At 38.4% G+C, this 14,742-nt stretch carries 9 protein-coding genes; all 9 read left to right on the top strand.

Annotated elements, in window-relative coordinates; genetic code table 11:
- Positions 1-23 precede the first annotated feature (23 nt).
- A complete protein-coding gene (locus GQR60_RS11245) occupies positions 24-1,649 on the top strand; it encodes a glycoside hydrolase family 43 protein (RefSeq protein WP_124993012.1) in 1,626 nt (541 codons plus the stop codon).
- A 138-nt stretch (positions 1,650-1,787) separates the two neighbouring features.
- Positions 1,788-2,426, top strand: coding sequence for an NUDIX hydrolase (locus tag GQR60_RS11240; protein WP_124993011.1), 639 nt, complete (start codon positions 1,788-1,790; stop codon positions 2,424-2,426).
- A 54-nt stretch (positions 2,427-2,480) separates the two neighbouring features.
- Positions 2,481-3,287, top strand: a complete 807-nt coding sequence (locus tag GQR60_RS11235; RefSeq protein WP_124993010.1) for an SDR family oxidoreductase — start codon at positions 2,481-2,483, stop codon at positions 3,285-3,287.
- A gap of 10 nt (positions 3,288-3,297) precedes the next feature.
- Positions 3,298-4,503 (top strand): mannonate dehydratase, encoded by a 1,206-nt coding sequence (gene uxuA, locus GQR60_RS11230; protein WP_124993009.1) that lies wholly within the window; start codon positions 3,298-3,300, stop codon positions 4,501-4,503.
- 684 nt (positions 4,504-5,187) lie between these two features.
- A complete protein-coding gene (locus GQR60_RS11225; RefSeq protein WP_124993008.1) occupies positions 5,188-7,110 on the top strand; it encodes an alpha/beta hydrolase-fold protein in 1,923 nt (640 codons plus the stop codon).
- 52 nt (positions 7,111-7,162) lie between these two features.
- On the top strand, positions 7,163-9,085 hold the full coding sequence (locus tag GQR60_RS11220; protein ID WP_124993007.1) for a glycoside hydrolase family 97 protein: 1,923 nt from the start codon (positions 7,163-7,165) through the stop codon (positions 9,083-9,085).
- Between the two features lie 200 nt (positions 9,086-9,285).
- A complete protein-coding gene (gene xyl3A, locus GQR60_RS11215; protein ID WP_124993006.1) occupies positions 9,286-11,907 on the top strand; it encodes a xylan 1,4-beta-xylosidase in 2,622 nt (873 codons plus the stop codon).
- Between the two features lie 135 nt (positions 11,908-12,042).
- Positions 12,043-13,167, top strand: coding sequence for an alpha/beta hydrolase-fold protein (locus tag GQR60_RS11210; protein WP_225441394.1), 1,125 nt, complete (start codon positions 12,043-12,045; stop codon positions 13,165-13,167).
- Positions 13,168-13,182: 15 nt separating this feature from the next.
- Positions 13,183-14,742: a carboxylesterase/lipase family protein gene (locus tag GQR60_RS11205; protein ID WP_124993005.1), complete on the top strand. Its 1,560-nt coding sequence runs from the start codon at positions 13,183-13,185 to the stop codon at positions 14,740-14,742.

Below are 14,742 nucleotides of genomic sequence, written 5' to 3'. Positions count from 1 at the left end.
TTTTAATCACCAAAGCATAACTGATGAAGAAGAATGTATTTTCACTGATGATATTATTTTTGCTCGCAATTACAGCACTTAGAGCACAAGAAAATACCACAGAAACGAATAAAACTTACGAGAACCCAATTTTAAAAGGATTTTACCCCGATCCATCAATTTGTCGGGTAGATGATGATTACTATTTGGTCAATTCTTCCTTTGAATGGTTTCCCGGAGTACCTATTTTCCATAGTAAAGATTTGGTAAATTGGAAACAAATAGGTCATGTGTTGGACAAACCTGAACAGTTGCAGCTGAATGAAGGATTGAGAGCATCTAGAGGTATTTTTGCTCCTACGTTGCGTTATCACGATGGTTTATTTTATATGATAACGACTTGTGTAGGTTGCAAAGGTAATTTTTACGTTACGGCAAAAGATCCTGCAGGGCCTTGGAGTGACCCTGTTTGGCTAAATACACCAGGAATAGATCCTACTCTTTTTTGGGATGATGATGGAACTTGTTGGTATGTTGGAGCTCATAATATTTCAGGGAAACGTGAATGGGAAGGTCAGAATGGAGTTTTTATTCAACAACTTGATTTGGAGACAAAACAACTTTTGGGTGAGCCGGTTCAGGCCACTTTTGGTCATGCCACAAATGCAGTTTGGGGCGAAGGGCCACACCTTTATAAAGTAAATGGCCGGTACCTGTTAATGATTGCCGAAGGGGGCACAAGTTTCAATCATGCCATAACGGTTTTTGAAAGTGACAAAGTGAATGGTAAGTATACACCTTCAAACATTAATCCGGTATTAACTCATCGTAATTTAGGACGCGATTATCCTATTTCTGCTGTTGGGCATTGCGATATTATTCAAACACAAAATAATGAGTGGTGGGCTGTAATGTTAGCTGTTCGTTTGTGTGAGGGAAAAAATTTATTAGGTCGCGAAACTTATCTTGTGCCAATGGAGTTTGAAGATGGTTGGCCATTGTTTAATCGTGGAGTTGGTAAAGTGCGTTTCGAGGAAAAAAGGCCCAACTTGCCTTGGACACCTGTTGAGTCGTATCCTGTTCGCGATGATTTTGATGATGATAATTTGGCTTTGAAATGGGTTTTTCTGCGCACACCGTATGAGAAATGGTATGATATTTCAAAAGGCAAAATTACTTTGGATACTCGTCCTCAAATGATGACGAAACTTGAGCAACCTTCATTATTGGCACAGCGAATCAGCGAATTTTCTTTTGAATCTTTTACAAAAGTGAATTTTAATCCCGCCAATGATAACGAAGAAGCTGGTTTTGTTGCTGTTTATAATAATGCACGTAATTTCAGATTAGTGAAATCATCAGAGAATGGTGAAAATGTTGTAAAACTTTATCGCGTAAAAGAAGGTGATGAAAAGTTGGTTGCTATGGAGTGTGTTAAATCAGGCAATTTAATCTTGGGATTAAAAGCAAATAAATTAAAATATCAATTTTATTTTGGCAAGGATAAAACTTCGCTTCAGCCTATTGGCGATATTCAGGATGCTACTGTAAATGCTAGTCAGAGCGGTACCGATTTTACCGGACCTATGATTGGTTTTTATACCAGCAGCAATGGTCATGAGTCAACAAATGAGGCTGAGTTTGACTGGTTTGAGTATGATGCTAAATAGGTAACAGTCTGTTTTTATTAAATATTTCAAGCTTATAAAAGTATGGTTGTCCGTTATTCCGCGGGCAACCATTTTCTATATTAAGTAGTTGTTATTATTTAAATAATATACGTATATTGTACGTAAACTAATTATTCAATGGGAGAGATATTGTTAAATGTTTCAATTGACTGTGCCATATTTGGTTACGTGAATGGAGAATTGAAGGTCTTATTAATAAAAAGAGATAAGGAGCCTGAATTTAATGAATGGTCACTTCCGGGTGGAAATATTTATATCGATGAAAATATCGATGATGCGGCTCATAGGTTGCTTAAGGAGTTAACGGGAATGTCAAATCTCTTTTTATCACAAGTAGGCTTGTTTGGCGAAACCAATCGTTATCCTGATCGCAGAGTTGTTTCAATATTATATTGTGCTTTGGTGAAACCGGAACAGTTTGAATTGATAGCAGGAGCGCATGCAAAAAGAATCAAGTGGAGTAAAACGAATCATATTAAAAAATTGCCTTTCGACCACAATGCTATGATTTCTTATTCTTTAAAGTGGTTAAAGGAAGAGATTTGGAGAAAACCAATTTTAGTGAATTTGTTGCCTGAAAAATTTCCGCTCAATCAAATGCAGTACTTGTATGAAACGTTTCTGCAACAGACAATTGACAATAGAAATTTCAGAAAAAAAGTAATGGCTCAGAGACTGGTTGAAAAACTGAATGAAAAAACAATCGGCGGAAAACAGCGTCCTGCTTTTTTATATCGATTAAAAGAGAATAGCTAAAAAAATTTATACAAATTAGATAACGTATAATATACGTTAAAAATAAATTAAACGATGTTTGAAATTAAAGGAAAAGTTGCCGTAGTAACCGGTGGAGGGGGCGTATTAGGAGGAAGTATTGCCCGTAGTTTAATTAATGCAGGGGTAAAAGTTGCCATACTTGATATCCGGAAAGAAAATGTAAACAACCGGGTAAAGGAGTTGGAAGAATTGGGTGGCGAGGCCATTGGTTTTGTATCCAGTGTTTTAAGTATGGATGAGCTCAAACAAGCTCGGGAAACAATCATCAATAAATGGGGAAAGGTTGACATTTTAGTAAATGCAGCCGGAGGTAATTTGCCTGGAGCAACACTTACCGAACAACAAACTGTTTTCGATATGAAAATTGAGGACTTTGAGAAAGTAAATAACCTCAATATGAATGGAACTGTGTATCCAAGTCTTGTTTTTGGTGAAGCAATGTCTGAACAAGGGGAAGGTAGTATAATAACCATTTCATCAATGGCAACTTATTCTGCAATTACCCGTGTTTTAGGATATTCCGTAGCTAAGACGGGAATCAATATTTTCACTCAATGGATGGCCATGGAAATGGCAACGAAGTTTAGCGAAAAGATTCGTGTAAATGCAATTGCTCCGGGTTTCTTTATTGGAGATCAGAACCGGAATGTATTAATTAACCCGGATGGTTCATATACCGAAAGAAGTGAAAAAGTATTGGCACGTACGCCAATGGGACGATTTGGGGATATTAAAGAATTAAATGGAGCAGTTCAATTTTTATGCTCTGATGCAGCATCCTTTATCACAGGTGTGATATTGCCTGTTGATGGAGGTTTTAGCTCATTCAGTGGTGTATAAATCATAGATTATGGCATTAGAAAAAACTTGGCGCTGGTTTGGTGTTAAAGATCCAATTACGCTGGATATGTTGGTTCAGATGGGAGTTGAAGGTGTAATTACCGCTTTACACCACATCCCCAACGGGGAAATTTGGGAAAAAGCTGAGATTCTTAAAGTGAAGGAATTGATAGAATCCAAAGGAATGCGATGGAGTGTGGTAGAGAGTTTACCTGTATCCGAAGGAATAAAACTGCATTCGGAGGATTATCCCCGTTTAATTGAAAATTATAAGAAATCTGTTCGGAATTTGGGCGAGTGTGGAATCGATACGATCTGTTATAATTTCATGCCGGTTCTCGATTGGGCCCGCACCAATCTTCATTACAAGCTGGCCAATGGTGGTGAATCCATGTATTTTGATTTTCCCACTTTTGTGGCTTTCGATATCTACATCCTAAAAAGACCCGGTGCCGATAAGGATTATCCACAAGAGATTGTGACAGCAGCAACCAAGGCATATGAATCAATGTCGGAAGAGGAGGCAGAGGAGCTCGCTTACAACATTATTGTAGTTACTCAAGGATTTATTGATGGTTTGATTGATGGTTCAGTTACGGATCCAAAAGCACTTTTTCTGCAGTTTATCGAAAAGTATAAAGGGCTTGATAAAAATTCGATGCGCAATAATTTGAAGATGTTTCTGGATGACGTTATCCCTGTGGCTGAAGAAGCAGGAGTCCGATTTGCTATTCATCCTGATGATCCTCCATTTCCTGTTTTGGGTCTTCCTCGAATTATTGGGCAAGAAGAGGATTATGAGTGGCTTTTTGAAGCAAATAAATCAGTAAATAATGGAATCACTTTTTGTGCAGGATCTTTGTCTGCACGCAGGGAAAATGATTTGCCACATATTATTGAGCGGTTTTCGAAACGCATTCATTTTGTTCATTTGCGTAATACTCAGATGCTTGAAGATGGCAGTTTTTATGAGTCAGGCCATATCTCGGGAAGCCAGAATATGGTAAAAATAATCAGTGCTTTATTAAAAGAGCAGAAACGCCGGATAGCCGAAGGACGGGAAGATGTGCGCATGCCGGTTCGTCCCGATCACGGAATTAAAATACTGTCAGATTACGAACATCAGTACAATCCCGGTTATCCCTTAATCGGCAGATTAAAGGGCTTGGCTGAGCTTGATGGTTTAATGACAGGAATTGAATCGTTTATAGAGTAGATAAAAAAAAGCCTGTAAATCAATTGATTTGCAGGCTTTAGGTTTAGGATGCTTCCTAAAATGCGGAGAGAGAGGGAGTTTCTTATTAGTATATAAAAGGTTGATTTATTGTTTTTTATAGGGTGTGGTTATTTGTGTTCACTTGAGAGTTCCCCTTGAGCTTATCTGAAAATAAAATGAAACTATGATATTAGCGGGGAGAGATTTAAAGTTCCATATGATCAAAACGATCTTAGAAATAATGTTTGAGTTTGCCTTAGGATATTAACTGGGAAGAAGTATAAAAGTGTTATTATCTGTATTTACAAATCAAATATCTAAAAATAAATATCGAGCAGGTTGCTAAATATTAATTTGCTGCTTCGAGACTTTCTTTTAGTGATTGGAATCTCAAGATGGTTTATGCTGATAAGTTTCAGGAGTTAGTACGATCTTAGGGAATATCTGAATTTGAAGACCAATTTAATCTTGATGCTACTGAACCTGAGTTTATTATTGAAGCCGGAGGCTACCGTAAATTGAGTTGCGAAATGCCAAATTTGAGCCATATAGCGATGGTTATTTCGATCCTTATTATGATGGATTATTGTATCTGTTTAGTTTGCCGTATTTAAATGGAAAATATCAAATAGTTATACTTAAAAAACAACAAACGAAGACATTTAAAGCTTTAAATGAAAAAAAATGAAAAAACTCTTTTTATTCTTGTCAATTAGTATGCTGTTTACCTTAGCCGTAAACAGTCAGGTGATTATGAAATCGGCACCGCAAGGTTACGATATGGTTAATGCTGATATTTTGCACGGAAAAATTGATACAATAACCTATTCTTCGAAAACTGTTGGTTGCAATCGGCGCGCTCTTATTTATACACCCCCTGGTTTTTCAAAGAATAAAAAGTACCCTGTCCTTTATCTCCTGCACGGAATTGGAGGTGATGAAAAAGAGTGGTATGTGCAAGGAAAGCCTCAGGTAATTCTGGATAATCTTTACGCACAAAAAAAGGTTGAACCCATGATTGTGGTTTTACCTAACGGAAGAGCAATGAAAGATGATCGGGCCGTAGGGAATATTTATGATAGTTTGAAAGTGGCAGCTTTTGCAACATTTGAAGAGGACTTGATTAGTGATTTGATTCCATACATAGAAAAGAGTTATCCCGTGTTTGCCGATCGGGAACATCGTGCCATCGCCGGACTTTCCATGGGAGGAGGCCAAACTTTGAATTTTGGCTTGGGTAATATGGATCGGTTTGCCTGGATTGGAGGCTTCTCTTCTGCACCCAACACAAAAGAGCCCGAAAAGCTGTTGCCAAATCCCAATGATGCCGCTAAAAATTTGAGTCTGCTTTGGATCTCATGCGGCGATAAAGATAACCTGATCAATTTTAGTAAGCGTACTCACGATTATCTGGAAAAGAATAATGTACCTCATATTTACCAGGTGATTGCCGGTGGATACCACGATTTTAATGTGTGGAAAGATAATCTATATCATTTTTCACAGTTGTTGTTTAAGTCGGTTGATTATGCCCTGTTTTCGGGTGTCAACAGTGAGGGGCAAAGAGCTGAATCAAATGTACGTTCAGCTCAATACCCAAAGATATTGACTGATGGAAGAGCTGTTTTTCGCATTAAGGCACCGGAAGCAATTAAGATACAGGTTGATTTAGGCCGCAAATATGATATGATAAGGCAGGCTGATGGGTTTTGGGAAGTTACCACCGATTCTTTAAGCGAAGGCATTCATTATTATTCTTTAATTATTGACGGAGTTACCGTGGCTGATCCTTCAAGTGAAACATTTTACGGTATGGGACGCATGGCAAGTGGTATTGAGGTGCCTTTTGCCGGAGATGATTACTACCAAATAAAAGAGGTGTCTCACGGCGATATTCGATTCAAGCGTTACTATTCAAATTTAACCCACTCGTGGCGTAATTTTTATATGTATACACCTCCCGGTTATTCTCAGAATACTAAAGAAAAATATCCTGTGTTGTATTTGCTGCACGGAGGAGGAGAGGATCAGCGCGGATGGGCAAATCAAGGTAAAACCGATTTGATTTTAGATAACCTGATTGCCGAAGGAAAAGCGAAACCTATGGTTATTGTAATGTTAGATGGCAATTTGGCATTGTCAGGGTTTAGTGAGGGTTTTCTGAAACTTTTTGAATCAGAATTAAAGCAAACGGTCATTCCTTTCGTTGAAAAGAATTATCGTGTTAAAACCGATTCTCAGTCACGTGCATTGGCAGGTTTATCCATGGGTGGAATGCAAACTCTTTATGCGGGAGTGCGCAATACTGATCTGTTTGGGTATCTGGGCGTATTTAGTTCTGGATGGATTCATCCGATGCAAGACGATATTGCAAATAAAGAGTATGATTTTATGAAAGAAAATGCAACGCAGATTAATAAAAATTTGAAGTGTTTTTGGATTTCAATGGGAGGAAAGGAAGATATTGCCTGGGAAAACTGTCAGAGAATGTTGGGCAAATTCGATGACATAAAAATTAAATATACATATAGCGAATATCCTGGCGGACATACCTGGCCGGTATGGCGAAACAACCTGTATAATTTTTCACAAGTGTTATTTAAGTGATAATAGTGCGTTTCTTAGTTGAATGAGTCAGGTAAAATTAATAGGCATAAAAATGAAATTCTTTTTTATTTCAATATTATTATGTGTGTGGAGTACTGCAATATTATCTCAAGTTGCATCCGTAACCTCACCAAACAAACAAATAAATGTTGTGGTGAATGCTCCAAATGAGTTTGTGTCAGATACATGGTTTTTACGGGTAAATTATGATAATAATGGATCAACACAGATTATTCCTAAAATAAATCTTGGATTGGTGCGTAGTGACCAGAATTTTAGTAGGGATTTACAATTTCTTAAAACAGGAAAAGCCCGATTAATAACCGATAACTATTCAACTCTACTTGGCAAGCGTTCTAAATGCACAAATTCTGCTAACGAAATAACTGTTTCATTTCAAAATCCCGGGAAGGCAAAATTAAATCTAATTATCAGGGCTTATAATGATGGGATTGCTTTTCGGTACGAATTTCCTGAAAAAAATGGGACATACTTGGTAAAAGATGAGTTAACAGCTTATTTTATTCCTGATAGTACAAAAAGATGGCTCGAAAAATATAATCCTGCAAATGAGGGGCTCTACTCTGAAATGGTAGATGGTAATATTCAAAAGGATTGGTGTTATCCGGCACTTTTTAATACAGCCGATAAAAAGTGTTGGTTTTTAATTCATGAAGCCGATGTTAACCGAAATTACTGTGGCTCAAAACTCACGAACTATGGTGATAAAAATAGTTATAAAATAACCTTTCCCGATCAGTGGAATGGTAGAGGTACCGGTGAAACACAGCCAACAGTAACACTGCCTTGGCAATCTCCTTGGAGGGTCATTATTATGGGTAGCCTTTCCGATATAGTTGAATCTACTTTGGTAAATGATGTGTCAACACCATCTGTTATTAAAGATACGGAGTGGATTAAGCCGGGTGTTGCTTCGTGGAATTATTGGTCCGATAATCATGGCACAAAAGACTTTAAAACAGTTTGCAAATTTGCCGATTTGGCTGCTGCTTTTAATTGGCCATACACTTTACTCGATTGGGAATGGGATGCCATGGGTAACGGCGGGCAATTGGAAGATGCTTTAAAATACATTCATTCTATAGGTGTTAAGCCATTGATGTGGTACAACTCGGGTGGCGAACACACATGGGTTGGCGCTACACCAAAAGACAGGATGTTGACTCATGAAAACCGCATGGAAGAGTTTGCCAAGTTAAAGAAGCTGGGCGTAGTTGGGGTGAAAGTTGATTTTTTCGAGAGCGAAAAACAAAATATGATAAACTATTATCTGGATATTTTGGAGGATGCAGCTCAATTTGAGATAATGGTCTATTTTCATGGCTGTTTAGTACCGCGAGGTTGGGCACGTACTTATCCTAATTTGATGACATACGAAGGTGTGCGTGGGGCTGAATGGTATAATAATGGGCCGGAATTTACGACTACTGCACCAAAACATAATTCCATATTGCCTTTTACCCGAAATGTTGTTGGAAGTATGGACTATACACCGGTTACTTTTACTAATTCTCAGTATCCACATACTACCTCTTATGGGCATGAACTGGCATTGAGTGTTGTGTTTGAGTCGGGAATTCAACATCTGGCCGATCGTCCCGAGGGATACTATAATCAGCCGGATGCAGTTAAGAACTTTTTAAAAGAGGTGCCAAATAGTTGGGATGATACCAGGCTACTCAATGGCTATCCTGGAAAAAGCATTGTTATGGCTCGAAGAAAAGGGAATCAATGGTACATAGGCGGGCTTTATTCCGAAGATAAAAAAAATACACAAAACGTTGAATTTGGTTTTTTGCCTGATGGGATGAAATATAAGCTGATTTTAATTGCCGATGGAAGTTTTGATACAGAGTTGAAAACCAAATATATGGTGGTTGATAAATCAAGTATTGTTCTTGTAAAGTCTTTACCAAGGGGCGGTTTTGTTGCTAGTCTAAAACCAATGAATTAACGAATAAATCTATAAAATGAAACGAGCCATTAATAAAACTTCCCAAAACAAGGGGATGATGATCTTTTGCGAGTTTCATCTGACTTTAAAGAATAAAATATAAACAGATGTAACCAACATGACCGGAGCAAATAATTGGGCACAAAGGTGCATGATTATAAATTGCAAAGGTTATCGTGGTTTTGATAATTTTTAAACAAATGAAAATACAAATCGATTCTACCGTGTTTAAAAGGGGATTTTTAATTGTCTTAAATCTTCTTTTGACTCTTGCTGTTTGGGGGCAGAAATATCCTTTTCAAAACTCGGAATTAAGTTCCCGGGAGCGCGCTAAAGATTTAATTTTAAGGCTTACTCTTGAAGAAAAGGCAACATTAATGTGCGATCAGTCAGACGCTGTACCACGGCTGGATATTAAGAAATTTAACTGGTGGAGCGAAGCTTTACATGGATATGCCAATAATGGTAATGTAACCGTATTTCCCGAACCTATTGGTATGGCAGCTTCATTTAATGATGAATTGTTATATGATATTTATGACGCTGTGTCAGATGAAGCACGTGCCAAATACCATGAGTGGATTAATATGGGTAATGAAAACAAACGTTTCCTAAGTCTTTCAGTTTGGACACCGAATGTAAATATTTTTAGAGACCCTCGTTGGGGGCGCGGACAGGAGACCTATGGAGAGGATCCGTATTTAACTTCACGAATGGGCATTGCGGTAGTAAAGGGCTTGCAAGGGCCTGCCGATGCTAAATATCGTAAGTTGTTAGCTTGTGCAAAGCATTATGCAGTACATTCCGGCCCGGAATGGAGTCGTCATGAATTGAATCTTAACGACGTGGATCCCAGGGAATTATATGAAACCTACCTTCCGGCATTTAAAGCTTTGGTACAAGAAGGTGATGTACGCCAGGTGATGTGCGCTTATCAGCGTTTAGACGATGAGCCTTGTTGTGGCAGCACAAGGCTTTTGCAACGTATTCTTCGCGAAGAGTGGGGGTATAAGTATTTAGTCGTTTCTGATTGTGGGGCAGTTACTGATTTTTTCACCTCACATAAAGTATCCTCCGATGCTGTTCATGCCGCCTCAAAAGCTGTTCTTTCTGGAACCGATGTAGAATGTGTTTGGAATAATTATCCTTATAAGACATTACCAAAAGCTGTTGAAAAGGGGTTGATAAAAGAAGAAGATATAGATAAAAGCTTAATGCGTGTTTTAATTGGGCGTTTTGATCTTGGTGATTTTGATGATGATTCAATAGTACCTTGGGCACAAATTCCTCCTTCAATTTTGAATAATGAAAAACACAGAAAATTGGCACTTGATATGGCTCGCCAGTCACTGACTTTGCTTCAAAATAACAACCATATTCTTCCATTATCCAAAAAAGAGAATAAGATTGCTGTTATAGGACCCAACGCCGGCAATGAACCCATGTTATGGGGAAATTATAATGGTACACCGGTAAGAACTATTTCTATTCTTAACGGTATAAAAACCAAATTGGCCGATAATACCTTTTTTTACGATAAAGGTTGTGATTTAGTTGAGGATAAAGTTACCCAAAGTTATATTGGGCAATGTGCTTTTGAAGGCAAGCCCGGGTTTAAAGCTACCTATTGGAATAATAGTGAAAGAGAAGGTGCTGTTGTTGCAACTACGCAAATTACCAATCCAATTAAATTAACAACTGCCGGCCAGCACGAATTTGCATCAGGTGTAAAACTTGAGGGTTTTTCAGCTCTATATGAAACCGAATTTGTGGCAAAAAAAACCGAAGATCTTGTTTTTAAAGGAGGTGCCTCAGGAGCTTTTGAATTGTTGGTAAATGGCGATACTATTCGAAAATACAATAACTGGCGCTTGCTCTCCTCAAAGATGTCTATTAAAGTAGAAGCAGGTAAAAAGTATAAAATTGAAATACGATATGCTCAAATGAACGATTGGCAGGCCAATATTGAACTGAATTTCGGAAAAGAAGTTGACGTAGATTATACCTCCTTAATTAAAAAGCTAAAAGGCATAGATGTGGTAGTATTTGCAGGAGGACTTTCCGGCGAACTGGAAGGCGAAGAAATGCCGGTTTCTTATCCGGGTTTTAAAGGCGGCGACCGTACCAATATTGAATTACCATCTGTTCAGCGTAACTGTTTAAAGGCATTGAAAGAGGCCGGTAAAAAAGTGATTTTCGTTAACTGTTCCGGTTCGGCTATTGCTTTAACTCCCGAAACCGAGACGTGTGATGCTATTCTTCAGGCTTGGTATGCCGGCGAATCGGGAGGACAAGCTATTGCTGATGTTCTGTTTGGCGATTATAATCCTTCCGGTAAATTGCCGATTTCATTTTATAAAAACTCTGAAAAATTAGGCGATTTTGAAGATTATTCCATGAAAGGTCGTACCTATCGATATACAACAGATGTTCTTTTTCCGTTTGGATTTGGCTTAAGTTATACAAATTTTGAAATTGGTGCAGCAAGTTTAAGTAAATCAAGTATTAATACTTGTGAAAGCACTCAGATAACCTTGACTGTTAAGAATTCAGGTAGTATGGATGGAACTGAAATTGTTCAGGTATATGTGCGGAAAGTGAATGATATTGATGGTCCTTTAAAAACATTAAAAGGTTTCAAAAGAGTAGAGGTGAAAGCAGGAAGTTCTGCAAAGGCAGTGATAGATTTAGCTTCTGATTCATTTGAGTTTTATGATTGGGAGCAACGTAAAATGGCTGTTACACCTGGCGAGTACGAAGTTTTCTATGGCAATAGCTCTGATGCAAAAAATTTAAAAATGGTAAAAATTACTATTAACTAATTTATTATTAGTGTGATATGTGTGGCATCTTCTCTACGAGGATTCTTTAATCTTCGTAGAGTTTGTTTATAAAATCAGAAATATATCAGCAGGAGACTGTTTTTTTAACTTTTCTTTCAACCCAAAAAACAAATCATGATGAAAAAGAAGCATTTCTTGAAACTAGCCCTCTTATTTACTTTTGTAGGAGGGATGTGTGTGGCACAAACACCGCCATCAAAGATAATTGAAGATTTTAAACCCTCTGAATTAAATCAGCCGGGCAAAGAATATCCTCAAGTTAATTCACAAGGATACGCTCGTTTTCGTGTTGATGTTCCTGAAGCAGGTAGCGTGCGCGTTAGCCTTGGACTTGGTGGCCGGGGGGGCACAAAATTGGAAAAAATGGAAGATGGTTCTTGGATGGGCACTACAGAAGGTCCAATGGACGAAGGATTTCATTACTATCATTTAACCATCGATGGCGGTATTTTTAACGACCCGGGGGCGATGAATTACTTTGGTTCGCTCCGTTGGGAGAGTGGTATTGAAATACCTGCACATGACTGCGATTTCTTTGCATTAAAAGATGTGCCACACGGCAATGTTCAGCAAATATTGTTTTCATCTAAAAGTACAAATACTGTTCGAAGGGCTTTTGTATATACACCTCCGGGGTATGGTAAAAACCTTACAGAAAAATATCCTGTTTTATACCTTCAACATGGTTGGGGTGAGGATGAAACAGCCTGGACAAATCAAGGGCATGCTAATCTGATTATGGACAATCTTATAGCCGAAGGAAAGTCAAAACCTTTCATTATTGTAATGACTTACGGCATGACCAATGAAACTAAAATAGGAGGGTTAAAAAGTTTTGACATTACCCCGTTTCAAACCGTTTTGGTAGATGAATTAATTCCGTACATCGATGTTAATTTTCGAACGTTAAATGGCGCAGAAAATAGAGCAATGGCCGGTTTGTCAATGGGAGGTTTTGAAACCAAGTTGATTACATTAAATAAACCAGCAGTTTTTTCATATTATGCACTATTAAGTGGTGGGGTTTATGCTCCTGAGGATATAAAAGACAAATCAACAGTGAAATTGATTTTCGAAAGTTGTGGTAGCCGTGAAAATCCTGAACGTGTAAATAGTTCTGTTAAGAGTTTAAAGGAGGCAGGTTTTAATGCCGTTTCATATGTTTCGGAGAACACAGGTCACGAATTTTTGACTTGGCGCCGTAGTTTGAAAGAGTTTGCACCAAAATTATTTAAATAAGAAAAATATAACCAGATGAGAAATATTAGAATATTAGCTAGTTTATTTATTCTAGCAGTAGCTGCTTCTTGTACATCCTTAGAACCCGGGCAGGTTAAGGTTGACGAGGGAATTTTACAGGGAACTATTGCTAATGGTTTAACCATTTTTAAAGGAATTCCTTTTGCAAAACCTCCGGTTGGAGAATTGCGTTGGAAGGCTCCTCAACAAGTAGAAAAGTGGGATGGTATTAAGCAAACCATCGAATTTGCACCTGCCCCTATGCAAGGAGGAAACCCGGTTGCTGGAAAAAGTGAAGATTGCTTATACCTTAATGTTTGGACTCCGGCAAAAACACCGGATGAAAAAGTTCCGGTACTGGTTTGGATCTATGGTGGAGGCTTTAGTTTTGGATCTACGTCAGATCCTGTTTCCGATGGCGAAATGTTAGCCAAAAAGGGGGTTGTTTTGGTTAGTGTGGCTTACCGTGTTGGGCAACTAGGGTTTTTAGCTCACCCTGAACTTAGTGCCGAAAGTCCGGACAAAGTGTCAGGTAATTATGGGTTGTTAGATCAGATAGCAGGATTACAATGGATACAAAAAAACATTGCCAAATTTGGAGGAGATCCTGATAAGGTGACCATTTTTGGCGAGTCGGCAGGAGCCATCTCGGTTAGTATGCTGTGTGCTTCACCATTGGCAAAAGGACTTTTTTCTGGGGCTATCTCGCAGAGTGGTGGATCATTTGGGCCAACACGCCCAACTACTTATCCTGGTGAAAATATGAAAACTCTTAAACAGGCTGAAGCTGATGGTATTGAATATGTAAAAAATCATGGAGCTTCATCTATTGCTGAGTTACGTGAAAAGCCTGCTGAAAAGTTTATCCCACAGGGGTGGACTATGCCCGGTGGCTGGCCAATTGTTGATGGATTTGTGATTCCTGACGACCAACATAAACTTTATGAGGAAGGGAAATACAATGATGTACCTGTATTAATCGGTTATAACTCCGATGAAGGAGCTAGTTTTTCCTGGGAAAAAACACCTGAGCAATATATTAGTGGAGTAAAAGGACGCTATGGCGAATTTGCAGATGCTTTAATTAATGCTTATCCAGTTGGTGAAAACACGGTGCCAAAAACTGCTAGGGATCTTATGCGTGATGCTGCTTTTGGTTGGCAAACCTGGAGTTGGGCAAGGCTTCAATCTCGAACAGGTCAATCAAAAGTTTATTATTACTATTTTGATCAGCATCCAGATTATCCTGAAGATTCACCTATGTATGGACATGGTTCTCCTCATGGGCAAGATGTAGCATATGTATTTCAGCATTTAGATCCCCAAAATGCTTCAAAATCAGATCTGGAAATATCAGAAGCAATGGGTATTTATTGGACAAACTTTGCAAAATATGGTAATCCTAATGGCGAAGGAGTTCCTGAATGGAATGCATTTAGCGATGAAACTCCAGAGGTAATGTATTTACAACAGAAACCTCATGTAGGTGCTGTGCCAAGTGAAACAGCATTGAAAGTACTTGATGCATATTTTGAGTGGCGCAGGACACCTAATGGGAAGGATTGGGCAAAATAA

Origin of the sequence: Labilibaculum euxinicum (assembly GCF_009795715.1) — a bacterium.
Lineage (GTDB): Bacteria > Bacteroidota > Bacteroidia > Bacteroidales > Marinifilaceae > Labilibaculum > Labilibaculum euxinus.
This window is presented reverse-complemented; position numbering and strand designations above follow the sequence as displayed.